21 protein-coding genes, 1 pseudogene and 1 riboswitch are annotated in these 22163 nt (G+C 72.9%); of the genes and pseudogenes, 13 read left to right on the forward strand and 9 right to left on the reverse strand.

The features are described 5' to 3' along the window. Positions 1-106 precede the first annotated feature (106 nt). The 6 genes and pseudogenes from ACZ56B_RS13535 to ACZ56B_RS13560 form a co-directional block, all read right to left on the reverse strand. Positions 107-304 (reverse strand): hypothetical protein, encoded by a 198-nt coding sequence (locus ACZ56B_RS13535; protein ID WP_468789431.1) that lies wholly within the window; start codon positions 302-304, stop codon positions 107-109. A 93-nt stretch (positions 305-397) separates the two neighbouring features. Continuing rightward, the gene (locus tag ACZ56B_RS13540) at positions 398-622 is read right to left on the reverse strand and encodes a hypothetical protein (RefSeq protein WP_468789433.1); all 225 of its coding nucleotides are present in this window, start codon (positions 620-622) and stop codon (positions 398-400) included. Between the two features lie 38 nt (positions 623-660). Further along, positions 661-1128, reverse strand: a pseudogene (locus tag ACZ56B_RS13545) (hypothetical protein); the annotation flags it as partial. Between the two features lie 152 nt (positions 1129-1280). Further along, positions 1281-1910 carry a GNAT family N-acetyltransferase gene (locus tag ACZ56B_RS13550; RefSeq protein ID WP_468789435.1) on the reverse strand — a complete coding sequence of 210 codons (630 nt, stop codon included), beginning with the start codon at positions 1908-1910 and terminating at the stop codon, positions 1281-1283. 282 nt (positions 1911-2192) lie between these two features. Continuing rightward, a complete protein-coding gene (locus ACZ56B_RS13555) occupies positions 2193-3302 on the reverse strand; it encodes a family 2 encapsulin nanocompartment cargo protein polyprenyl transferase (protein WP_468789437.1) in 1110 nt (369 codons plus the stop codon). A 142-nt stretch (positions 3303-3444) separates the two neighbouring features. Then, positions 3445-4851 (reverse strand): family 2B encapsulin nanocompartment shell protein, encoded by a 1407-nt coding sequence (locus ACZ56B_RS13560; RefSeq protein WP_468789439.1) that lies wholly within the window; start codon positions 4849-4851, stop codon positions 3445-3447. A 304-nt stretch (positions 4852-5155) separates the two neighbouring features. Between ACZ56B_RS13560 and ACZ56B_RS13565 the strand changes: the two genes are divergently transcribed. Both ACZ56B_RS13565 and ACZ56B_RS13570 read left to right on the forward strand, forming a co-directional pair. Beyond that, positions 5156-5746, forward strand: coding sequence for an N-acetylmuramoyl-L-alanine amidase (locus tag ACZ56B_RS13565; protein WP_468789441.1), 591 nt, complete (start codon positions 5156-5158; stop codon positions 5744-5746). 149 nt (positions 5747-5895) lie between these two features. Beyond that, on the forward strand, positions 5896-6813 hold the full coding sequence (locus ACZ56B_RS13570; RefSeq protein WP_468789443.1) for a 1-aminocyclopropane-1-carboxylate deaminase/D-cysteine desulfhydrase: 918 nt from the start codon (positions 5896-5898) through the stop codon (positions 6811-6813). Positions 6814-6851: 38 nt separating this feature from the next. On the opposite strand, the gene ACZ56B_RS13575 is transcribed toward ACZ56B_RS13570, so the two are convergent. Beyond that, on the reverse strand, positions 6852-8447 hold the full coding sequence (locus ACZ56B_RS13575; protein ID WP_468789445.1) for a Na+/H+ antiporter: 1596 nt from the start codon (positions 8445-8447) through the stop codon (positions 6852-6854). Positions 8448-8507: 60 nt separating this feature from the next. Here ACZ56B_RS13575 and ACZ56B_RS13580 point away from each other — a divergent pair, with 60 nt between their 5' ends. The 3 genes from ACZ56B_RS13580 (at position 8508) to ACZ56B_RS13590 (ending at position 10588) form a co-directional block, all read left to right on the forward strand. Then, positions 8508-8768 carry a UBP-type zinc finger domain-containing protein gene (locus tag ACZ56B_RS13580; RefSeq protein WP_468789447.1) on the forward strand — a complete coding sequence of 87 codons (261 nt, stop codon included), beginning with the start codon at positions 8508-8510 and terminating at the stop codon, positions 8766-8768. 255 nt (positions 8769-9023) lie between these two features. Then, on the forward strand, positions 9024-9437 hold the full coding sequence (locus tag ACZ56B_RS13585) for an ATP-binding protein (RefSeq protein ID WP_004925829.1): 414 nt from the start codon (positions 9024-9026) through the stop codon (positions 9435-9437). A gap of 17 nt (positions 9438-9454) precedes the next feature. Further along, a complete protein-coding gene (locus ACZ56B_RS13590) occupies positions 9455-10588 on the forward strand; it encodes an RNA polymerase sigma factor SigF (RefSeq protein WP_468789449.1) in 1134 nt (377 codons plus the stop codon). 19 nt (positions 10589-10607) lie between these two features. Here ACZ56B_RS13590 and ACZ56B_RS13595 read toward each other — a convergent pair whose 3' ends face one another. Next, positions 10608-11057, reverse strand: a complete 450-nt coding sequence (locus ACZ56B_RS13595) for a hypothetical protein (RefSeq protein WP_468789451.1) — start codon at positions 11055-11057, stop codon at positions 10608-10610. Positions 11058-11171: 114 nt separating this feature from the next. Here ACZ56B_RS13595 and ACZ56B_RS13600 point away from each other — a divergent pair, with 114 nt between their 5' ends. Next, positions 11172-12140 carry a diacylglycerol/lipid kinase family protein gene (locus ACZ56B_RS13600; RefSeq protein ID WP_468789453.1) on the forward strand — a complete coding sequence of 323 codons (969 nt, stop codon included), beginning with the start codon at positions 11172-11174 and terminating at the stop codon, positions 12138-12140. 318 nt (positions 12141-12458) lie between these two features. Further along, positions 12459-12716 carry a WhiB family transcriptional regulator gene (locus ACZ56B_RS13605; protein ID WP_003992873.1) on the forward strand — a complete coding sequence of 86 codons (258 nt, stop codon included), beginning with the start codon at positions 12459-12461 and terminating at the stop codon, positions 12714-12716. 254 nt (positions 12717-12970) lie between these two features. Here the strand turns inward: ACZ56B_RS13605 and ACZ56B_RS13610 are convergent, their stop codons facing one another. Next, the gene (locus ACZ56B_RS13610; protein WP_468789544.1) at positions 12971-14434 is read right to left on the reverse strand and encodes a sensor histidine kinase; all 1464 of its coding nucleotides are present in this window, start codon (positions 14432-14434) and stop codon (positions 12971-12973) included. 621 nt (positions 14435-15055) lie between these two features. Between ACZ56B_RS13610 and nagB the strand changes: the two genes are divergently transcribed. The 6 genes from nagB (at position 15056) to ACZ56B_RS13640 (ending at position 22122) form a co-directional block, all read left to right on the forward strand. Continuing rightward, positions 15056-15841 (forward strand): glucosamine-6-phosphate deaminase, encoded by a 786-nt coding sequence (gene nagB / locus ACZ56B_RS13615; protein WP_468789455.1) that lies wholly within the window; start codon positions 15056-15058, stop codon positions 15839-15841. 174 nt (positions 15842-16015) lie between these two features. Beyond that, a complete protein-coding gene (locus tag ACZ56B_RS13620; RefSeq protein WP_468789457.1) occupies positions 16016-16780 on the forward strand; it encodes a GntR family transcriptional regulator in 765 nt (254 codons plus the stop codon). 171 nt (positions 16781-16951) lie between these two features. Further along, on the forward strand, positions 16952-17218 hold the full coding sequence (locus tag ACZ56B_RS13625) for a DUF3311 domain-containing protein (RefSeq protein WP_468789459.1): 267 nt from the start codon (positions 16952-16954) through the stop codon (positions 17216-17218). Then, positions 17215-18843 (forward strand): monocarboxylate uptake permease MctP, encoded by a 1629-nt coding sequence (gene mctP / locus ACZ56B_RS13630; RefSeq protein WP_468789461.1) that lies wholly within the window; start codon positions 17215-17217, stop codon positions 18841-18843. Before ACZ56B_RS13625 ends, mctP begins: the two co-directional genes overlap by 4 nt. Before the next feature lie 75 nt (positions 18844-18918). Beyond that, entirely contained in the window at positions 18919-19425 is a 507-nt protein-coding gene (locus tag ACZ56B_RS13635) for a GNAT family N-acetyltransferase (protein WP_468789463.1), read from the forward strand. Positions 19426-19477: 52 nt separating this feature from the next. After that, positions 19478-19617, forward strand: a riboswitch (cobalamin riboswitch). Positions 19618-19740: 123 nt separating this feature from the next. Beyond that, entirely contained in the window at positions 19741-22122 is a 2382-nt protein-coding gene (locus ACZ56B_RS13640; protein ID WP_468789465.1) for a ribonucleoside-diphosphate reductase subunit alpha, read from the forward strand. Positions 22123-22163 lie beyond the last annotated feature (41 nt).

The raw sequence follows: 22163 nt of genomic DNA on the forward strand, positions 1-22163 counted from the left end.
CCTTGCCTCCCCCCCCCCCCCCCCCCCCCCCCCCCGCCCCCTTCTTTCTCTTTTCGTTGACCCCCCCCCCCCCCCCCCCCCCCCCCCCCTCCCCCCCCAAAAGGCGCTAAGGGATCCTGACCAGGCAGGCGTGGGCGATCGCGCCGTCCTTCTCGCCCGGCAGCGGCTCGGGGACCGGACACCGGGACTCCCCTCCCTCCGGGAGAGCGGGCGCCGGACCCGGCCCGGCCTCCTCCCAGCCGACGGGCGGTGGCGGCTCACCGGCTTCCTGCAGCCACAGGGCGAGTCCGCCCCCGACCGTCACGGCTCCCGCCCACAGGCCCACGGCCCAGCGCCACGCCCTGCGACGCGGTCTCCCCCCGCTCCCCATGCCCCCCACTCTCACCGGCCCGGTCCGTCAGGTCTCCTCCGCGGCTCCCCGGCGGCCCGCTCCCCAACCGGTGACACCGCTCCCGGTGCCCCTCGTCCGGCCGGGTTCCCGGGCGGAGCGGTCCCCGCACTCGGGATTGCGGCACGGGCCGGGCACCCACACCGGCACCCACGCGCCCATCGTCTTGTGGCGCCGGACCACCGTCTCCACCGGCTGTCCGCACGTGGGACAGACGGGTTGCTCGCTGCCCATGCCCTCAGGGTAGGCCCGGCAGCGGTTCGGCGCCTCCTGCCGTGCGCGCGGGCGTACGTCACCAAGTGGGCCGTGGCGTCACGGCCGTCGGAGGGGGAGCCGTCCCAGACGGCCAGGAGCAGACCGCTGGAGGCGACGAGCCGTTCGTCCGCGCCGACGCAGGAGTCACGGTCCAGCGGGTCGTACGACAGCAGACGCACCTGGTCGGCGAGGGTCAGCAGCTCGCCGGTCGCCATCCGGTCGCGCGGGGGCGGCATGGCGGGCACCCCGTTCCGCGTGGGGATCACCACGGCCAGCGGGCACCCCGCCGCCCGCGCGGCCCGGCCGGAGGCCAGCGGCGCCCCGGCACCGGAGCGCACCATGGCCATGGTCCGGACGGTGCGCCGCGCCAGCCGCGCCCGCAGCGCGGACTCCACCAGGGGGAGCGCGTCCGGGGTCAGGTCGGCGTGCCCGACCACCGCGATGTCCCCGTGCGCCGTCCCGCCGTCATCCGCCGTCGTCCTCATCCCGCCCCTGGCCGCCCTCGTCGCCCGACGTCCCGCCGGCCTTCCGAAGGCGTCGGCGGGCGCTCCCCGCGAGGCCAGTGAAGTCGGAAGGCGCGTCGGCGGCCAGGGCCGAACGTCCCTGTCGGGGCGCGGACGCGCTCCGACAGGGGGAGTCACCCCTCCAGGCCGGCCCGTGAGCCGGTGGTACGGGGCTCGCGCCACATCGGCCACATGCGCGGGCCGTCCGGGAGGAGCAGGGGGTCACCGGCCGGTGCGAAGCCGAGGCGCTCGTACAGCCGGCGGCTCCGTTCGCTGCTCGCCTCGAGGTAGGCCGGCAGCCCCTCCCGGTCGCAGCGGTCGAGGACCGAGCCGATCAGCGCGGTGCCGAGTCCCTCGCCCTGGCGGCCGGGCGCGACGCCGATCATCCACAGGTACTCGTGGGCCCGTCCCGAGGGATGGATGCCCTCCGTCAGCCGGCCGATCAGCTCCACGCGCTCGTTCCCCGGGTCGACGGCCCGGCGCACCCGTGCCGGGCCGTCGTCGTCCGTCTCCCCGTCGTCATGGTCGTCCGCGGGTACGGACATCCACAGGGCGCACGCCGATCCGTCCTCGGTGACGTCGATCCGCCCCTCGGCGAGCACGATCCCGGTGAACGCGGCCATGAGCCGGTGGTGCGTCGCACGGCGGTACTCCTCGCCGGGGAAGACCCAGCCGCTCACCGGATCGTCCTGGAACGCCTCGTCCAGGAGCCGGACGATCAGCTCCCGGTCCCCGTCCCCAGCCGTCCGGATCGCCACGCCCATGTCCGCCCCTTCGAGTCAACTTCCCTTGATCGTACGGGGGTTGAGCCTAGCGGGGCGTCCCGGCGGCCGCTTCCCCGAGGAGGCGCGGGCACGCGGAACCGGCGGGGCGCAGGGGGCGGGTCCCGCACACCGTGGGGAAGTGCGGGACCCACCGGGCCGGAGCCGCGGTGACCGCGCGGGGTCAGGAGCCGCGCGGTCCCGGTGGATCCGGGGACGGGGGCGACGGTCGCCGGGGACGGCCGGGGCACGCCCTCCGGCGTCCCGGCCGTCCCCGGCGATCCGTCAGGTGCTGCGTCGGGTCACGAACTCGGCCAGGGACAGCAGTCCGCCCGCCGCCTCCGGGTCGGGCACCGCACGGGCCACCTCCTGCACCGCGCGGGCCATCCGGTCGGCCGCCTGGGCCTGTGCCCAGTCGCGGCCGCCCGCCCGCTCCACGGCCAGGACGATCCGCTCCAGATCCTCCTCCCGGTGCGCGGTCGCGTACAGCGCGGCGAGTTCGGCGGCGGCCGGGGTCCCCGAGGTGAGCGCGGCGACCACCGGCAGGGACTTCTTGCGGGCGGCCAGATCCGCCCCTGCCGGCTTGCCGGTGCGGCGGGGGTCGCCCCATATGCCGATCACGTCGTCGATGAGCTGGAAGGCCAGCCCCGCCTCACGGCCGAACGCGTCCAGGGCCGCCACCTCCGCGTCCCCGGCGTCCGCGTACAGCGCACCGATCGCGCAGGCGCACCCGAGCAGCGCCCCGGTCTTGGCCTCGGCCATGGTGAGCGTCTCGGCGAGGGTGACCTCGCCGGGTCCGCGCCGCTCCATGGCCGTGTCCGCGTGCTGTCCCGCGCACAGTTCGACGACGCAGTCCGCGAGCCGGGCCGCCGCGGCCGGGGCCGCCGGATGCGTGTCCTCGGCGAGCAGCCGCAGGGCGAGCGCCTGGAGGGCGTCCCCGGCGAGGATCGCGTCGGCGTCGCCGAACACCGTCCACGCCGTGGGCCGGTGGCGGCGGGTGGTGTCCCGGTCCATCACGTCGTCGTGCAGCAGCGTGAAGTTGTGGACCAGTTCCACCGCGGCCGCCGCCCGCACGGCCGCCGCCCGGGCTTCGGGCCCGCCCAGGGCGGAGGCCGCGGCGAGCACCAGCGCGGGGCGGATCGCCTTGCCCGAACCCTCCTCGGCCGGGGTGCCGTCCGCGTGCTCCCAGCCGAAGTGGTAGAGCGCGATCCGGCGCATCGGGCCGGGCAGCGAGCCGAGGGCGGCCCGCAGCACGGGACCGGCCTCGGCCCGCGCCCGCTCCAGCAGGAGCGTCGCCTCGTGTCCCTCGCCGGCGTGCTGCTGCGGATCCGTCGCCTGCGGTGGCACGCGTGGTGCCGAGAGCCCCGTCGCGGTCCTCGGTTCCGGCTCCGTCATGGACTCCGTCATCGGCTCACCCCCGGGACCGGTTCGTGGAGCGGAGGGACGGCGCCTGCGCCGCCGTCCGGACGCGTACCCCCAGGGTGTACCCGCCGGGGCGGACGGGGACACGGCGGGTGCGCCGGGATCTCGCGGACGGTCACCGCCAGCGGCCGATCTCGACGTTCTCCAGGACACCGAGCGCGTCCGGCACCAGGACCGCGGCCGAGTAGTAGGCCGTGACCAGGTACTTGATGATGGCTTGTTCGTTGATGCCCATGAACCGCACGGACAGGCTCGGCTCGATCTCGTCGGGGATGCCCGCGGCCCGCAGCCCGATGACGCCCTGGTCCTCCTCGCCGGTGCGCAGGGCGATGATGGAGGTCGTCCGGGCCTCGGTCACCGGGATCTTGTTGCACGGGAAGATCGGCACGCCCCGCCAGGTGGGGATGCGGTTGCCGCCCATGTCGACGGTCTCCGGGACCAGTCCCCGCCTGTTGAGTTCCCGGCCGAAGGCCGCGATCGCGCGCGGGTGGGCGAGGAGCAGCCGGGTCCCGCGCCGCCTGCTGAGCAGTTCGTCCATGTCGTCGGGGCCCGGCACGCCGTCGTGCGGCTGGATCCGCTGGTCGTACTCGCAGTTGTGGAGCAGGCCGAAGTCGCGGTTGTTGACGAGTTCGTGCTCCTGGCGCTCCTTCAGCGCCTCGACGGTCAGCCGGATCTGCTGTTCCGTCTGGTTCATGGGCTGGTTGTAGAGGTCGGCCACGCGCGTGTGGATGCGCAGGACGGTCTGCGCGACGCTGAGTTCGTACTCGCGCGGCCTGGCCTCGTAGTCGACGAAGGTGTGCGGGATGTCGGGCTCGCCGGTGTGACCGGCCGCGAGGTCGATCTCCTTCTCCCCGTACCTGTTCGTGCGCTGGCCGGGGATCGTGCGGATCCCCCGCAGGTGCTCGCGCAGGGTCTCGGACCGCTCGGCGAGCTGGACGACGGCCTCGCGGGGCAGGGCGAGCACGGTGCAGGCGGTGAGCGTGCGCGCCGTGTACTCCCAGATGGCGTCCTCGTCCAGCAGCGCCTGCTCGCCGAAGTAGGCGCCGTCGGCGAGGACGCCGAGGGACTCGTCCTCGCCGTAGGGACCGGTGCCGATCTTCTCCACCCTGCCGTGTGCCAGCAGGTACACCTCGTCGACCGGACTGCCGAACGAGGCGATCACCTGGCCCGCCCCGATCTCCCGCTGCCGGCAGCGGGCGGCCAGCTCGGACAGCACCTCCTCGTCCTCGTACGACCGCAGGGCCGGCAGCTCGCCCAGTTCCGCGGGGATGATCTCGACGCGGTCGCCGGTCTTCACGAACGTCATCCGGCCGTCGCCCACGGCGTACGTCAGCCGCCGGTTGACGCGGTAGGTGCCGCCCTGCACGTCGACCCAGGGCAGCATGCGCAGCAGCCAGCGCGAGCTGATCTCCTGCATCTGCGGCACGGACTTGGTCGTGGTGGCCAGGTTCCGCGCGGCCGCCGTGCCCAGGCTCTGCTGCTGCCTGGTCTGCTCCGCGCCGACCTCTTCGCCTACCGACATAGAGAATTGCCCTCCCCTGTGGTGACCCGGCGTCCGTCGGACCCGGACTCCGGATTGCGTGATCAAGCGTTCCTCACGCAACGCGCTCGCACCATTACCCGAACGAGCGGGAATGGATCTTGGGGGGGCTGGGCACAATGGGACGCCGCCGGGCGGCGTCCCACCGGATGAACGGAAGGAAATTGTCCGGATCGACTCGCACAGGAGCCGCACGAGTAGTTGAACGCGCTCCTTTTAGGTATGAGGCCCGGTAGCAGGCGGTTGCGGCAGGCGGCCGCCGCTCACGGCACGAAGGAGGGCGGTCATGGCCCCACCCATGTCCGCAAGCGCGTTCCTGCGCGCTCTGAAGGCGGAGGGACTCACGGTCGTCGAGGTCGGCGCCTGGCGGACCCACAACCGCAACCACAAGGGCCCCTGGGGCCCGGTCCACGGCGTGATGATCCACCACACGGTGACCAGGGGCAGCGCCCGGACCGTGGAACTGTGCCGCACGGGCTACGCGGAGCTGCCGGGCCCGCTGTGCCACGGCGTCATCACCAAGGACGGCCGGGTGCACCTCGTCGGTTACGGCCGGGCCAACCACGCGGGACTGGGCGACGACGACGTGCTGCGCGCGGTGATCGCCGAGAGGGCCCTGCCGGCGGACAACGAACAGAACACCGACGGCAACCGGCACTTCTACGGCTTCGAGTGCGAGAACCTGGGCGACGGCAAGGACCCCTGGCCGGCCGTGCAGCTGGAGGCCGTCGAGAGGGCCGCGGCCGCGGTGTGCCGCCACCACGGCTGGAACGAGCGGTCGGTGATCGGCCACTTGGAGTGGCAGCCGGGAAAGGTGGATCCGCGCGGGTTCACGATGAACTCGATGCGGGGGCGGATCCGCGACCGGCTGAAGTGATCCGGCGGCGTCCCGCGGTGCCCGCGGGGGGAGCCGTCCCAGGCCGGCCCCTTCCGCGGCCGCGCACCGCCGCGACCGCGGGACCGGCCGGCCGGCGGCCGGCCGGGGCACCGCCCGAAACCGCACCCCCGCCGGGTGACAATGGCCCCGTGACCAGCTCCGACGACCCCGGCCCCACCGCCCTCACCGGCCTGCGCCCGCGGCTGCCCTCGCCGCTGCAGGAGGTGACGGACGGACGGTTCGCGCGGCGCGGGGTCCGGCTGCTGCTGAAGCGGGACGACCTGATCCATCCCGAACTGGTCGGGAACAAGTGGCGCAAGCTGGCCCCGAACCTCGCGGCGGCGGACGGGCGGACGGTGCTCACCTTCGGCGGCGCCTACTCCAACCACCTGCGGGCCACGGCCGCCGCCGGGCGGCTGCTCGGCCTGCGCACCGTCGGCGTGGTGCGCGGCCAGGAACTCGCCGGCCGGCCGCTCAACCCCTCGCTGGCCCGGTGCGTGTCCGACGGCATGCGGCTGCACTTCGTCGACCGGTCGACGTACCGCCGCAAGAGCGAGCCGGGGACCCTCGCGGCCGTCCTGCGCGCGGCGGACGCCGGGACCGCGTACGTGGTGCCCGAGGGCGGCAGCAACCCCCTCGCGGTGCGGGGCTGCCGCGCGCTCGGCGCGGAGCTGGCCGGCCGGGCCGACGTGGTCGCGGTGGCCTGCGGCACCGGCGGCACCCTCGCCGGTCTGGCCGCCGGGCTCGGCACCGGCGGGCGCGCACTGGGCGTCCCGGTGCTGAAGGGCGGTTTCCTGGCCGACGGGATACGGGCCCTGCAGAGCGAGGCGTTCGGCGGCCCCCGCGGCGACTGGAGCCTCGACGAGCGCTTCCACTTCGGCGGTTACGCCCGTGTCCCCGAGGAGCTCGACACGTTCGCCGAGGACTTCGAGCACCGGCACGGCATGCCCGTCGAACGTCTCTATGTCGCCAAGTTGCTCTACGCCCTGGTCGCCCTGGTGGAGGAGGGCGCCTTCCCGCGCGGGAGCACCGTCGCCGCCGTGATCACCGGCCGCCCCTTCCCCTGACCGGCCCCGGGCCACGGCCGTCCCTCCCCTGACCGGCCCTAAGCCGTCTCCCGGTACGCCGCCGCTTCCTCCAGGTCCAGCCGGCGCAGCAGCGTCCGCAGCATCTCGTCGTCGATGTACCGGCCGTCGCGCAGCCTGACGAACACCTCGCGCTCCGCGCCGATCATCTCCCGTGCCAGCCGCCGGTAGGTGTCGTCCACCGTCTCCCCGGTGACCGGGTTGGCCTGGCCGAGCCGTTCCCAGACGGCGTTGCGGCGGCGCTCCAGGACGGTGCGCAGCCGCTCGGCGAGCGGTGCGGGCAGGGCGTTGCGCTCGTCGGCCAGGAGCTCTTCCAGCCGCTGCTCGGCGACCCGGGAGGCCTGTGCCTGGGCGTTGGCCTCCGCCAGGGTCTCGGCCTGCGCGTCGCGCCCGGGGAACCTCAGCGCGCGGATCAGCGGGGGCAACGTCAGTCCCTGCACCACCAGGGTGCCGATGACGGTGGTGAAGGTCAGGAAGAGCAGCAGGTTGCGGTGCGGGAAGTCCTCGCCGCCGGCGCCGACCGGGATCGAGAAGGCGATGGCCAGCGAGACCACCCCCCTCATCCCGGCCCACGCGATGACGAACGGCTTCCTCCAGCCGGGCCTCCCCTCGCGTCCCCGGATCCGCGCCGACAGCGCCGGCGGCAGCCAGATCGCCGGGTAGACCCACACGAACCGGGCGACGACGACCACCGCGAAGACGGCGAGCGCGTACCAGACGGCGTCGACGCCCTGGTGCTCCGCCCCGAGGCCCCTGAGGACGATCGGCAGTTGCAGCCCGATGAGCGCGAACACCGCGGACTCCAGCACGAACGCGACCATCTTCCACACCGCCTCCTCCTGGAGGCGGGTGGCGAAGTCGACCTCCCACGCGCGGTGCCCCAGGTAGAGGGCGACGACCACGACGGCGATGACGCCGGAGGCGTGCACCTGCTCCGCGGCCGCGTAGGCGGCGAACGGGATCAGCAGGGAGAGCGTGTTCTGCAGCAGCGCCTCCTTCACGTGCGTGCGCAGCCAGTGCAGGGGCGCCATCAGCACCAGGCCGGTCACCACTCCGCCGACCGCGGCCAGCAGGAACGCCCCGACGCCCCCGGCCCAGGACGCGCCCTCGCCGACCGCCGCCGCGGCGGCCACCCGGAACGCGGTGATCGCGGTGGCGTCGTTCAGCAGGGACTCGCCCTGGAGGATGGTGGTGACCCGGGACGGCAGTCCGACCCGGCGCGCCACCGCCGTCGCCGCGACCGCGTCCGGCGGCGCCACCACGGCGCCGAACACCAGGGCCGCGGTCAGTGGCAGGTCCGGCACCAGCAGGTACAGGGCCCAGCCGACGACGAAGGTCGCGAACAGCACGTACCCCACCGACAGCAGCGCCACCGGCCGCAGCTGTGCCCGCAGGTCGAGGTAGGAGCTGTCGATGGCCGCCGTGTACAGCAGCGGGGGCAGGACGAGCGGCAGGACGACGTGCGGGTCGAGCGTGTAGGCGGGCACCCCGGGGAGGTAGCTGACCGCCAGGCCGGCCGCGACCAGCAGCAGCGGGGGCGGCACCCGGGTGCGCCGGCCGGCGGCGGCGATCGCGGTGCTGCCCGCGACCAGCAGCAGGAGGGGAATCACGTCCATGTCCGGCCCGCCCTCGGTTTTCCGCGCGGTCTTCCGCGCGCCCGTCGTAATCTGGCCATCATGAAACAGTGCACGCATGCCGGCGCGCTGCCGCATCCGGAACCCGTCCCCCTCAGCGAGACGTGTCCGGAGTGCCTGCGCGACGGCACGGACCCGGTGCAGCTCCGCCTGTGCCTGAGCTGCGGCCATGTCGGTTGCTGCGACTCGTCGCCGGGGCGGCATGCGACGGGGCACCACAAGGAGTCCGGCCACCCCGTGATGCGGAGCCACGAGCCGGGCGAGGACTGGCGCTGGTGCTTCGTCGACCACGTACTCGTGTGACCCGACGGGACTCCGGTGCCGGACGGTTCGACCGCCTGACGTCTGGGTACGTCAATGCGGCGCGCGCTCTTCCCATTTGGGCCCGCAGACCCCTAGCCACGGAGCGTATTCATAGTTTTACTATGAGTGACAGCAGTGGCCGGGGCCCCGGGACAGGACCGCCCGGAGCGCGATAGCGTCACCGCTGAACCACGTAGCGCGTTGCCCGGGGGGCGCCCCCGGCCCTGAAACGCTTGTACCACCTTGGAGGTGAGGGTGTCCCAGATCGCAGGCGAGCCCGCGACCCAGGACTTCGTGGAAGTCCGGCTGCCGGCCGCGGGGGCCTACCTGTCGGTGCTGCGCACGGCCACGGCCGGGCTCGCGGCCCGTTTGGACTTCACCCTCGACGAGATCGAGGACCTGCGCATCGCGGTCGACGAGGCCTGCGCGATCCTGCTCCAGCAGGCCGTGCCGGGGTCGGTGCTCAGTTGCGTCTTCCGGCTCGTCGACGACTCGCTCGAAGTCACCGTCTCGGCGCCGACCACGGACGGCCACGCCCCCTCGCGGGACACCTTCGCCTGGACCGTCCTGTCCGCGCTCGCGGGCAAGGTCTCCTCGGCCGTGGACGAGGACAAGACCGTTTCGATCAGCCTCTACAAACAGCGCGGCGCGGGACCCGGGCCGGCGTGAGGAACGAGGACGGGCCGGTGCGGGACGAAGAACGCGGTACGAGGGAGCTGCCGGCCGAGCGCGTGCCGGACGGCATCGACGGCATCCCCGAGCAGGCCCGCCCGCATCCGGAGGACGATCCGGCGGGGACCGGCCCGGTGGGCGGCGGGCAGCCCGGCGGCGCCGTGCGGAGCACGCCCGGGGGCGGGCCGGCCGGGATCGCTCCCGGCCACGGGGGCGCCTCCGCCCGGCCGAAGCCGGCGGCGGAGGACGGGGCGAGCGCTCGGAGAAGGGCGACGGGCGGGACGATGAGCGAGCACGAGCGACATGCCGAGGACGAGGCGCCGCGGGCGGCCGGCGCCCGGGGCGCCGGGAGCACACCGGGCCCCCGCAACGCGCACGGCGCGCGGCACGACGCGCAGGACCGCAGCGGGGCGCGCGCCCTCTTCCTCGAACTGCGCTCGCTGCAGGACGGCAGCCCCGAGTACGCGGAGCTGCGCAACCGGCTGGTCCGCATGCACCTGCCGCTCGTCGAGCATCTCGCGCGCCGCTTCCGCAACCGCGGCGAGCCGCTGGACGACCTCACCCAGGTCGCCACCATCGGGCTGATCAAGTCGGTCGACCGCTTCGACCCGGACCGCGGCGTGGAGTTCTCGACGTACGCGACCCCTACGGTCGTCGGCGAGATCAAGCGGCACTTCCGCGACAAGGGCTGGGCGGTGCGCGTGCCGCGCCGGCTGCAGGAGCTGCGCCTGTCGCTGACCACGGCCACGGCCGAGCTCTCGCAGTTGCACGGCCGTTCCCCCACGGTCCACGAACTGGCCGAGAAGCTGGCGATCTCGGAGGAGGAGGTCCTGGAGGGCCTGGAGTCCGCCAACGCGTACTCCACGCTGTCCCTGGACGTCCCCGACACCGACGACGAGTCCCCGGCGGTCGCCGACACCCTCGGCGCCGAGGACGAGGCGCTGGAGGGCGTGGAGTACCGGGAGTCGCTCAAGCCGCTGCTGGAGGACCTGCCGCCCCGCGAGAAGCGGATCCTGCTGCTGCGCTTCTTCGGCAACATGACCCAGTCGCAGATCGCGCAGGAGGTCGGCATCTCGCAGATGCACGTCTCCCGGCTGCTGGCCCGCACCCTGGCCCAGCTGCGGGAGAAGCTGCTCGTGGAGGAGTGAGCCGGCGCGGCCGCCGGGGCTACTTCCCGCCGTCCCCGGCGTTCCCGGGCCCCCGGATGCCGAGGGCCCGGGTCGTCTCGGGGTTGAGCAGCAGGACGAGTGCGGTGACGGCCACCGCGGCGAGCACGATCCCGGCCGGGATGGCCACGCTGTCGGCCCTCAGCAGGGTGTAGGCCACCGGCAGCGCCATGATCTGCGTGATGACGGCGGGACCGCGGCTCCAGCCGCGCCGGCCGAGCAGTCCCCGGGCCGCGATGAGCGGCAGCAGCGCGAGCACGATCAGCGTCACCCCGCCGGTGACGGCCTGCCGGCGGTCGTCCGGCTCGCCGGTGATGCCGAGGACCAGCATCCAGACGCCGCCGACGACCAGCGCGAGCCCCTCCAGGGCGGCCAGCGCCGCGGCGTACGTCAGACGGCGCGGACGGGGGCCGGCGGTGTCCGGACCGGTGGGGGTCTGCTCACTGCTCACCCCTGAAGGGTAGCCCTCGCCGTACGCGCCCCCGTGCCGAGGTTCGCGTCCCCTCCCGGCTCGATCCGCCCCTCGGCCTGTGCCCGGTACCACCCAGTAGGTACCCTGCACGTCATGCGTGCACTTCTCGTGGTCAATCCGGCGGCAACCACCACGAGTGCGCGTACGCGCGACGTGTTGATCCACGCGCTCGCCAGCGAGGTGAAGCTGGAGGCGGTCACCACCGAGTACCGCGGCCACGGGCGCGACCTGGGCCGGCAGGCGGCGGAGAGCGAGGACATCGACCTGGTCGTGGCCCTCGGCGGCGACGGCACGGTCAACGAGGTCGTCAACGGACTGCTGCACGCCGGGCCCGACCCGGATCACCTGCCCGGTCTCGCCGTGGTCCCCGGCGGCTCCACCAACGTCTTCGCCCGCGCCCTGGGGCTGCCCAACCAGCCCGTGGAGGCCACCGGCGTCCTGCTGGACGCGCTGCGCGAGGGCCGCGAACGCACCGTGGGCCTCGGCCTGACCTCGGGGACCCCGGGGTCGGAGGACGAGGCGGTGCCGTCCCGCTGGTTCACCTTCAACGCGGGCCTGGGCTTCGACGCCGGTGTGGTCGGCCGGGTGGAGCAGCACCGCGAGCGCGGCAGGAAGTCCACCCACGCGCTGTACGTGCGCCAGGTCGTGCGCCAGCTGTTCGGCGAGCCGCACCGCCGGCAGGGGGTGATCACCCTGGAGCAGCCGGGCGAGGACCCGGTCACCGGCCTGGTGCTCTCCATAGTCTCGAACACCTCGCCGTGGACGTTCCTCGGCAATCGTCCGATCTACGCGTCCCCCGCGGCCTCGTTCGACACGGGCCTGGACGTCTTCGGCCTGAGCCGGCTGTCCACCGCCGCGGTTGCCCGGTATGGCACCCAGTTGCTCGCTTCGTCCCCGGAGCGCGGCCCGCACGGCAGGCACGCCGTCTGCCGACACGATCTGACGCGGTTCACCTTGCATTCGAAGGTGCCACTGCCCCTTCAGATGGACGGTGACCATCTGGGACTGCGTACCAGCGTGACGTTCACAGGCGTACGCCGTGCACTGCGTGTGATTGTGTGAGCAGAAAGGGCTAAAGTCCTTTCACTCGAACGTTTAGGCCAGGATCCACCCCATGGAAGTACGGCTGTGACCTAGTCGACACCGAAGAATCAAAAAAAACTTTCCGGAAGGGGTTGTATCCGCCGCCGAGGTTTGCGAGTCTCTACGTGGCGATCGGGACGGCCCACACACCGGCCTCCACAGGTCACCGGAACCCCTCTTCAAACCCAAGGACCACGCCAGGGAACCTGGCGGTCGGCCCTTCACTTGTTGAGGGATTCGTGAAAGCGTTCACATTCACAAGCAACCCCGCAGTAATACCAAGGAGAGGTAGCAGCCATGGACTGGCGTCACAACGCCGTTTGCCGCGAGGAAGACCCCGAGCTCTTCTTCCCCATCGGCAACACCGGTCCCGCGCTGCTGCAGATCGAGGAAGCCAAGGCCGTCTGCCGTCGCTGCCCGGTGATCGAGCAGTGCCTGCAGTGGGCGCTCGAGTCCGGCCAGGACTCCGGCGTCTGGGGTGGTCTCAGCGAGGACGAGCGTCGCGCGATGAAGCGCCGCGCCGCCCGCAACCGGGCCCGTCAGGCCTCCGCCTGACACCCCTGCCCCTGCTGACAGCCTGAGCTTGGCGGCGCGTGCAGCGCGCACGCATCCCCCGCCCCGAGCCGCAGCGCGCAGTTCCCCCCCGAGCTCTCGACCTCGCTCGAGCAGGGGGTGACCCCATCGCATGAGCGTGAGCCCCGGCCGTTCCACCGGTCCGGGGCTCTTCGCTGTCCGCGTCCCCTCCGCGTGCCGCGGCGGGCCGCACGTCCTGACGGGTCGTCAAGCTTTCCGGGCCCGCGGGAGACCGGCTACTTGTCCGCCTGCACCGGGATGTCGAGGATCACCCGGGTCCCCCGCTCCGGGGCCGGGACCATGTCGAAGGCTCCGCCCAACTCGCCCTCCACCAGGGTCCGTACGATCTGCAGGCCGAGGTTGCCGGTGGTGTGCGGGTCGAAGTCCTCGGGCAGGCCCACGCCGTCGTCCTGCACGGTGACCAGCAGACGGGCCTCCCTGGTGGTGCCGCCGCGGACCGCGGACACCTCGACGGTGCCGGTCTCGCCCTCGCGGAAGCCGTGCTCCAGGGCGTTCTGCAGGACCTCGGTCAGCACCATCGACAGCGGGGTGGCGACTTCCGCGTCGAGTATGCCGAAGCGTCCCGTGCGCCGGCCGGTGACCTTGCCCGGGGAGATCTCCGCGACCATCGCCAGGACCCGGTCGGCGATCTCGTCGAACTCCACGCGCTCGTCCAGGTTCTGGGAGAGCGTCTCGTGCACGATCGCGATGGATCCGACCCGGCGCACCGCCTCCTCCAGCGCCTCACGGCCGCGCTCGGACTCGATCCGCCGGGCCTGGAGCCGCAGCAGCGCCGCCACCGTCTGGAGGTTGTTCTTCACCCGGTGGTGGATCTCCCGGATGGTCGCGTCCTTGGTGATCAGCTCGCGTTCACGGCGGCGGAGTTCCGTCACGTCGCGGAGGAGGACCAGGGACCCGATCCGCGTCCCCTTGGGCTTGAGCGGGATCGCCCGGAACTGGATGACCCCGTTGGCCTCGATCTCGAACTCGCGCGGCGCCCAGCCGCTGGCGAGCTTGGCCAGTGCCTCGTCCACCGGTCCGCGGGAAGGGGCCAGCTCGGCGGTGGTCCGGCCGAGGTGGTGGCCGACCAGGTCGGCGGCCAGGCCCAGCCGGTGGTAGGCGGACAGGGCGTTCGGGGAGGCGTACTGGACGATGCCGTCGGCGTCGAGCCGGATCAGCCCGTCGCCGACGCGGGGCGAGGCGTCCATGTCGAGCTGCTGGTTCGCGAACGGGAAGGCGCCGGCCGCGATCATCTGCGCGAGGTCGGAGGCGCTCTGGAGGTAGGTGAGCTCCAGCCGGCTCGGAGTGCGCACGGTGAGGAGGTTGGTGTTGCGCGCGATCACGCCGAGGACGCGGCCCTCGCGCCGGACGGGGATGGACTCGACGCGGACCGGGACCTCCTCGCGCCACTCCGGGTCCCCCTCGCGCACGATCCGGCCCTCGTCCAGGGCCACGTCCAGCATGGGCCGGCGTCCACGCGGGACGAGGTGGCCGACCATGTCGTCCTGGTACGAGGTGGGGCCGGTGTTCGGCCGCATCTGGGCGACGGAGACGTAGCGGGTGCCGTCACGGGTGGGCACCCACAGGACCAGGTCGGCGAAGGAGAGGTCGGAGAGCAGCTGCCACTCCGAGACCAGCAGGTGGAGCCACTCGAGGTCGGTGTCGTCGAGCGCGGTGTGCTGGCGGACGAGTTCGTTCATGGAGGGCACGTCAGCGAGCGTACCCGGGGCCGCGCCACCCCTGGGAACACCCGCGGGCCGCGGCGCCTGGGAGGGACCCTCAACCCTCCCGGCACCGCAGCCCGGAGCAACGTCGGCCGTGGGGTGTGCGGTCCCGGTCGGCCGAGCGGTGAGGAACCGGGGCAGTCAGGGCAGAGAGCTCCGGGTCCTCGATCCGCCTTCCTGTGCGGGGAAGGCAGGCTTGTGTCCTGCTGTGCATTGTGGACTAGACCACTACCGGTGTCCATGGGCGGAACGCTGCGGGTCGGCGGCGACCGCCGGCCGTCGTGCCGTGCGGCCGGACGGCACGGGCGCCCACCACGCAGCCTAACCCGCGTGGAGCCGGACGGACAGGGCCGTGCCGGGAGGCGCCCCGGCTCCCCGGCCCGGGGCCCGCGCCCGTGACCCGGCGGGACGGTGCCACCGCACCCCCGGAGCGGACCGGGCCCGCCGGGCCTGGGATGCTGAAGGGGCGGACGGGGGGCCGCACCACGCCGCCCACCTGGGAAAACAGTACCCACTCTGTTAGATTGGTCTAAACCACATGGTCCCTTCCGGGGCCGGTTCCAGTCGAGCCCTCCCTCTCAGATCGGCAGGTCCAGCGTGGAAGTTGTCATCGTTGCGGACGCCGAGGCCGGCGGCGAACTCATCGCCGAGGCCATGGCGCAACTCCTGCGGCGCAAGCCCGACGCCCTGCTCGGCGTGGCCACCGGCTCCACGCCACTGCCCGTCTACCGGGCGCTGGCGGCCAAGGTGCGCAACGGTGCCGTGGACGTCTCACGAGCACGCGTCGCCCAGCTCGACGAGTACGTGGGGCTGCCCGCCGACCACCCCGAGTCCTACCGCTCGGTGCTCCGGCGCGAGGTGCTGGAGCCGCTCGGGATCGGCATGGACGCCTTCATGGGCCCCGACGGCACGGCCGAGGACGTGCAGGGTGCGTCCGAGGCGTACGACCGGCGGCTGGCCGAGGCCGGCGGTGTGGACCTCCAGCTGCTGGGGATCGGGACGGACGGGCACATCGGGTTCAACGAGCCGTGCTCCTCGCTCTCCTCGCGCACCCGGATCAAGACGCTGACCGAGCAGACCCGGGCGGACAACGCGCGCTTCTTCGGCGGCGACGTCGACCAGGTCCCGCACCACGTCATCACCCAGGGCATCGGGACCATCCTGGAGGCCCGCCACCTGGTGCTGCTCGCCACCGGGGAGGGCAAGGCGGAGGCCGTGGCCGCGACCGTCGAGGGACCGTTGGCGGCGGTGTGCCCGGCGTCCGCGCTGCAGCTGCACCCGCACGCCACGGTGGTCGTCGACGAGGCGGCCGCCTCCAAGCTGAAGCACGCCGACTACTTCCGGCACACCTACGCCAGCAAGCCGGAGTGGCAGGGGCTCTGATCACCGGCCCCCGGGGCCCGGGCCGGTCATGGACTAGACCAGCCCCGGCCCCAGGGGTATACAGGGGGGATCACGGAGGGTACGGGGCACGCCACGTCCCGGACCGTGCCACGATGTGAGCCGTGGCCGATGGGGTGTCGGTCGCTTCGGCACGCGGAGCCGGGAAGGCAGAGCATGAGCACCGACGTCAGCGGTACGGAGAACGAGGGCGGGACCGCGGTCCGTACGGCGCGCGTGCCCAAGTACTACCGGCTGAAGAAGCACCTGCTCGACATGACCGAGACGGCTCCCCCCGGCACCCCGGTCCCGCCCGAGCGCACCCTGGCGGCGGAGTTCGACACCTCGCGCACCACCGTGCGCCAGGCCCTCCAGGAGCTGGTGGTCGAGGGGCGCCTGGAGCGCATCCAGGGCAAGGGCACCTTCGTCGCCAAGCCCAAGGTCTCGCAGGCGCTGCAGCTCACCTCCTACACCGAGGACATGCGCGCCCAGGGGCTGGAGCCCACCTCGCAGCTGCTGGACATCGGCTACATCACCGCCGACGACCGGCTCGCCGGACTGCTCGACATCACACCCGGCGGACGGGTGCTGCGCATCGAGCGGCTGCGCATGGCCAACGGCGAGCCGATGGCCATCGAGACCACCCACCTGAGCGCGAAGCGCTTCCCGGCGCTGCGCCGCAGCCTGGTGAAGTACACGTCCCTCTACACCGCCCTCGCGGAGGTGTACGACGTCCACCTGGCGGAGGCCGAGGAGACCATCGAGACCTCGCTGGCCACCCCGCGCGAGGCCGGCCTGCTCGGCACGGACGTCGGCCTGCCGATGCTGATGCTCTCCCGGCACTCGCTGGACCGCGGCGGACAACCGGTGGAATGGGTGCGGTCGGTGTACCGGGGCGACCGGTACAAGTTCGTCGCGCGGCTGAAGCGGCCGCAGGAGTGAGCCCCGGGCCCCGGCGCGGCGGACGCCCGGCGGGGACCGCCCCACCGCTGCCGTCCGGCCGGGAGGTCTTCACAACACCTCGCCCCGACGAGGGGTTACGACCGCGCCGCTCCCTCCTCTAGATTTCCTGCGCACGATCGCCGGTGATCAGTGAGGGGACGGAACCGTCTGATGTCGCAAGCCCCGGAAACCGGCAGGGAGCCGGTGGTGACGCCCGTGCGCGTCGTCATCGCCCTCTGTCTCGTCGCACCCTTCGTGGCCATGCTGTGGGTCGGGTCGTACGCGAGGACCGACCCCGTCGTCATCGGCATCCCGTTCTTCTACTGGTACCAGATGTTATGGGTGGTCCTCTCGACCGCGCTGACGATGGTCGCGTACCAGCTGTGGCAGCGTGACCAGCGCGCCCGCAGGGCCTCGAAGGGCGGTGCGGGACGGTGAACGACGGCGTCAACGGCGTGGCGCTCGCCGTCTTCCTCCTCTTCTTCGTGCTCGTCACGGTCATGGGCTTCCTGGCCGCGCGCTGGCGCAAGGCGGCGAACGAGCACAGCCTCGACGAATGGGGCCTGGGCGGACGGTCGTTCGGCACCTGGGTGACCTGGTTCCTGCTCGGCGGCGACCTGTACACCGCGTACACCTTCGTGGCCGTGCCGGCGGCGATCTACGCGGCGGGCGCGGCGGGCTTCTTCGCGGTGCCGTACACGATCCTCGTGTACCCGTTGATCTTCACCTTCCTGCCCCGTCTGTGGTCGGTGTCGCACAAGCACGGCTACGTGACCACGTCCGACTTCGTGCGCGGCCGGTTCGATTCGAAGGGGCTGTCGCTGGCGGTCGCGCTCACCGGCATCCTGGCGACGATGCCCTACATCGCGCTCCAGCTGGTCGGCATCCAGGCCGTGCTGGACGTGATGGGCGTCGGCGGCGGCGAGCACACCAACTGGTTCGTCAAGGACCTGCCGCTGCTGATCGCCTTCGGCGTGCTGGCGGCGTACACCTACTCGTCGGGGCTGCGCGCCCCCGCCCTGATCGCGTTCGTGAAGGACACGCTGATCTACCTCGTCATCGCGGTGGCGATCATCTACATCCCGATCAGGCTGGGTGGCTTCGACGACGTCTTCGCCGAGGCGGGCGCCGCCTTCGCCGAGACCAACCCGGCGACGGGCGAGCCGCGCGGTGCGCTGGTACCGGGCGAGGCGGGCCAGTGGACGTACGCCACGCTGGCGCTGGGCTCGGCGCTCGCGCTGTTCATGTACCCCCACTCGATCACCGCGACGCTGTCCTCGCGCAGCCGTGAGGTGATCCGCCGCAACACCACGATCCTGCCGCTGTACTCCCTGATGCTGGGTCTGCTGGCGCTGCTGGGCTTCATGGCGATCGCGGCGGGCGTGAAGGTGCAGAACGGCCAGCTGGCGATCCCCCAGCTGTTCGAGGACATGTTCCCGGCCTGGTTCGCGGGCGTGGCCTTCGCGGCGATCGGCATCGGCGCGCTGGTGCCGGCGGCGATCATGTCGATCGCGGCGGCGAACCTCTTCACCCGCAACATCTACAAGGACTTCCTCAAGCCGGACGCGACGGCGGCCGAGGAGACCAGGGTCTCGAAGATCGTCTCGCTGCTGGTGAAGGTGGGCGCGCTGGCCTTCGTCCTGACCATGGACAAGACGGTCGCCATCAACTTCCAGCTGCTGGGCGGCATCTGGATCCTGCAGACCTTCCCGGCGCTGGTGGGCGGCCTGTTCACCCGCTGGTTCCACCGCTGGGCGCTGCTCGGGGGCTGGGCGGTCGGCATGGTCTACGGCACGGTCGCCGCGTACGGGGTGGCCTCGCCGACGCAGAAGCACTTCGGCGGCTCGGCGAAGGAGATCCCGGGCATCGGCGAGATCGGCTACATCGGTCTCACCGCCTTCGTGCTCAACGTCCTGGTGACGGTCGTGCTGACCTTCGTCCTGAGGGCCGTCAAGGCCCCCGAGGGCGTCGACCGGACGAGGCCGGAGGACTACACGGCGGACGCGGGCGACCCCGGCGTCCGGGTGGAGCTGCCGCCGGCCACGGCGGGCAGCGCGCACTGACGCCGTCCCCGAGACCGCGGGCCGCCGGAGGAATCCGGCGGCCCGCCGTCGTACCCGTCGGGCACACTCGCCCCCATGGACATCGTCATCCGGCCGGCGGAGCCCGGCGAGTACGGGGAACTCGGTGAGATCACCGCGCAGGTCTACCTCCGGGACGGACTGCTCGACTTCGGGGAGGGCGACGCGTACCTCGGCGAGCTGAGGGACGTGGCGAAGCGGGCGGCGGCCGCCGAGGTGCTGGTCGCCGCGGAGCACGGCAGGGTGCTGGGCGGGGTGACCTTCGTACCGGACGGCGGGCCGATGGCCGACCTGGCCGGGCCCGGCGAGGCCGAGATCCGGATGCTCGCGGTCGCCCGCGCGGCCCGGGGCCGCGGCGCCGGGGAGGCCCTCGTCCGCGCCTGCGTCGACCGGGCGCGGGCCGTCGGGGGTCGTACCCGGATCGTGCTGTCGACCCAGCGCACCATGCACGCCGCCCACCGCCTCTACGAGCGGCTGGGCTTCGTCCGCACCCCCGAGCGCGACTGGAATCCCGTACCGGACCTGGACGACCTCACCCTCCTCACCTACGAATTGGCACTCTGACACCGCCGAGACACAAGATATGGGCCTGCCGACAGCGCCCGGCACAAGATGTATGCTCATGCTCGCTGTCGCCGCAGGGGAATCCGGTGCGAATCCGGAACTGTCCCGCAACGGTGTACCCGTGCCCGCCCGCGTCCTCGCGCGGTGTGCACGGGCTTCAGTCCGAGGACCTGCCGACAGTGCGCCCGGCCGTCCGGTCCGGGTGCGTGGACGTCCGGGCCTCGTGGAATGGGCCGGTGGACGCGACGCCGCGTGCGCTCGTGTGCTGCCCCCTGCCCTCGACGAGGCCCCGTGCCGAGCGAGGGAGAGCCCCACGTGACCATCGCGCCAGCCGATCCGGCCTCAGCGGCCGACACGACCGAGCGGAGCGACGGCCCCGGTGCCGCGTTGCTGCGGACCCTGACCGAGCTGACCGCCGACCTGCCCGACACGGACCCCGGACGGGTCGCCGCCGCCGCGCTGCGCGGCCGGTCCGCCCGCGCCGACGAGGCGGAGCTGCGGGAGCTGGCCACCGAGGCCGCGGCCGGGCTCATCTCCGAGGACCCCGCCTACTCCCGGCTCGCCGCCCGGCTGCTGACCATCGGCATCCGCGCCGAGGCCGCCTCGCAGGGCGTCACCACGTTCACCGAGTCCGTCGCGACCGGGCACCGCGAGGGCCTGATCGCCGACCGCACCGCCGCGTTCGTCCGGCTCCACGCGGACCGGCTCGACGCGCTGATCGACCCCCGGGCCGACGACCGCTTCGGCTACTTCGGCCTGCGCACCCTGCACAGCCGGTACCTGCTGCGGCACCCGATCACCCGCAGGGTCGTGGAGACGCCGCAGCACTTCCTGCTGCGCGTCGCCGCCGGCCTCGCCGAGGACGACGGCGCCCGGTCGGTGGACGGGGTCGCCGCGCTGTACGGGCTGATGAGCCGCCTGGACTACCTGCCCTCCTCCCCCACCCTGTTCAACTCCGGTACGCGGCACCCCCAGATGTCGTCCTGCTACCTCCTGGACTCCCCCGCGGACGAGCTGGACTCCCTCTACGACCGCTACCACCAGGTGGCCCGCCTCTCGAAGCACGCCGGCGGCATCGGCCTGTCCTTCTCCCGCATCCGCTCCCGCGGTTCGCTGATCCGCGGCACCAACGGGCACTCGGGCGGCATCGTCCCGTTCCTGAAGACGCTGGACTCCTCGGTCGCCGCCGTGAACCAGGGCGGGCGGCGCAAGGGCGCGGCGGCGGTCTACCTGGAGACCTGGCACGCCGACGTCGAGGAGTTCCTGGAGCTGCGCGACAACACCGGTGAGGACGCCCGCCGCACGCACCACCTGAACCTCGCGCACTGGGTGCCGGACGAGTTCATGCGCCGGGTGGACGCCGACGGCCCGTGGTCGCTGTTCTCCCCGGCGGACGTGCCGGAGCTGGTCGACCTGTGGGGCGAGGAGTTCGACGCGGCCTACCGGGCCGCCGAGGAGAAGGGACTGGCCCGCAGGACCCTCCCCGCCCGCGAGCTGTACGGCCGGATGATGCGCACCCTCGCGCAGACCGGCAACGGCTGGATGACCTTCAAGGACGCCGCCAACCGGACGGCGAACCAGACGGCGACGCCGGGCCACGTGGTCCACTCCTCCAACCTCTGCACGGAGATCCTGGAGGTCACCGACGACGGGGAGACGGCGGTCTGCAACCTGGGGTCGGTCAACCTCGGCGCGTTCGTCGACCCGGCGGCCGGGGACCTCGACTGGGAACGGCTGGACGCGACCGTGCGCACCGCCGTCACGTTCCTCGACCGGGTCGTGGACATCAACTTCTACCCGACCGAGCAGGCGGAGCGCTCCAACGCCCGCTGGCGCCCGGTGGGCCTCGGCGTGATGGGTCTGCAGGACGTCTTCTTCCGGCTGCGCCTGCCCTTCGACTCGCCCGGGGCCCGGGCCCTGTCCACCCGGATCGCCGAGCGGATCATGCTCGCCGCCTACGAGGCCTCCGCCGGCCTGGCCGAGGCCAAGGGCCCGCTGCCCGCCTGGGAGAAGACCCGCACCGCCCGGGGCGTGCTGCACCCCGACCACTACGACGTGGACCTGACGTGGCCGGAGCGCTGGACGGCGCTGCGCGGGCGGATCGCCTCCACCGGCCTGCGCAACTCCCTGCTGCTGGCCATCGCGCCCACCGCCACCATCGCCTCGATCGCGGGCGCGTACGAGTGCATCGAGCCGCAGGTGTCCAACCTGTTCAAGCGCGAGACGCTGTCCGGCGAGTTCCTCCAGGTGAACTCGTACCTGGTGAGCGACCTGAAGCGGCTGGGCGTGTGGGACGAGCGCACCCGGGAGGCGCTGCGCGAGGCGGCCGGCTCGGTGCAGGGCTTCGCCTGGATCCCCGAGGACGTGCGCCGGCTGTACCGCACGGCGTGGGAGATCCCGCAGCGCTCGCTGATCGACATGGCCGCCGCCCGCACCCCGTTCCTGGACCAGGCGCAGTCGCTGAACCTGTTCATGGAGACGCCGACCATCGGCAAGCTCTCCTCGATGTACGCGTACGCCTGGAGGCAGGGCCTGAAGACGACGTACTACCTGCGCTCGCGCCCGGCGACCCGCATCGCCCGCGCCGCGCAGGCCCAGCCCCAGAACCAGACCACCGTCCCCGCACGGCAGCCGGCCCCCGACGAGGCCGTCGCCTGCTCCCTTGAGAACCCCGAGTCCTGCGAGGCCTGCCAGTGACGACCAGCACCACCCGTACCCAGAACCTGCTCGACCCGGGC

The sequence above is a fragment of the Streptomyces sp. NPDC034670 genome (assembly GCF_055574875.1).

Excerpts from the sequence above, each read along its gene's own strand:
- ACZ56B_RS13540 (WP_468789433.1), bottom strand. The coding sequence starts at position 622 with ATGGGCAGCGAGCAACCCGTCTGTCCCACGTGCGGACAGCCGGTGGAG.
- ACZ56B_RS13550 (WP_468789435.1), bottom strand. The coding sequence starts at position 1,910 with ATGGGCGTGGCGATCCGGACGGCTGGGGACGGGGACCGGGAGCTGATC.
- ACZ56B_RS13555 (WP_468789437.1), bottom strand. The coding sequence starts at position 3,302 with ATGACGGAGCCGGAACCGAGGACCGCGACGGGGCTCTCGGCACCACGC.
- ACZ56B_RS13560 (WP_468789439.1), bottom strand. The coding sequence starts at position 4,851 with ATGTCGGTAGGCGAAGAGGTCGGCGCGGAGCAGACCAGGCAGCAGCAG.
- ACZ56B_RS13565 (WP_468789441.1), top strand. The coding sequence starts at position 5,156 with ATGGCCCCACCCATGTCCGCAAGCGCGTTCCTGCGCGCTCTGAAGGCG.
- ACZ56B_RS13575 (WP_468789445.1), bottom strand. The coding sequence starts at position 8,447 with ATGGACGTGATTCCCCTCCTGCTGCTGGTCGCGGGCAGCACCGCGATC.
- ACZ56B_RS13580 (WP_468789447.1), top strand. The coding sequence starts at position 8,508 with ATGAAACAGTGCACGCATGCCGGCGCGCTGCCGCATCCGGAACCCGTC.
- ACZ56B_RS13600 (WP_468789453.1), top strand. The coding sequence starts at position 11,172 with ATGCGTGCACTTCTCGTGGTCAATCCGGCGGCAACCACCACGAGTGCG.
- ACZ56B_RS13605 (WP_003992873.1), top strand. The coding sequence starts at position 12,459 with ATGGACTGGCGTCACAACGCCGTTTGCCGCGAGGAAGACCCCGAGCTC.
- ACZ56B_RS13610 (WP_468789544.1), bottom strand. The coding sequence starts at position 14,434 with ATGAACGAACTCGTCCGCCAGCACACCGCGCTCGACGACACCGACCTC.
- ACZ56B_RS13620 (WP_468789457.1), top strand. The coding sequence starts at position 16,016 with ATGAGCACCGACGTCAGCGGTACGGAGAACGAGGGCGGGACCGCGGTC.
- ACZ56B_RS13625 (WP_468789459.1), top strand. The coding sequence starts at position 16,952 with ATGTCGCAAGCCCCGGAAACCGGCAGGGAGCCGGTGGTGACGCCCGTG.
- ACZ56B_RS13635 (WP_468789463.1), top strand. The coding sequence starts at position 18,919 with ATGGACATCGTCATCCGGCCGGCGGAGCCCGGCGAGTACGGGGAACTC.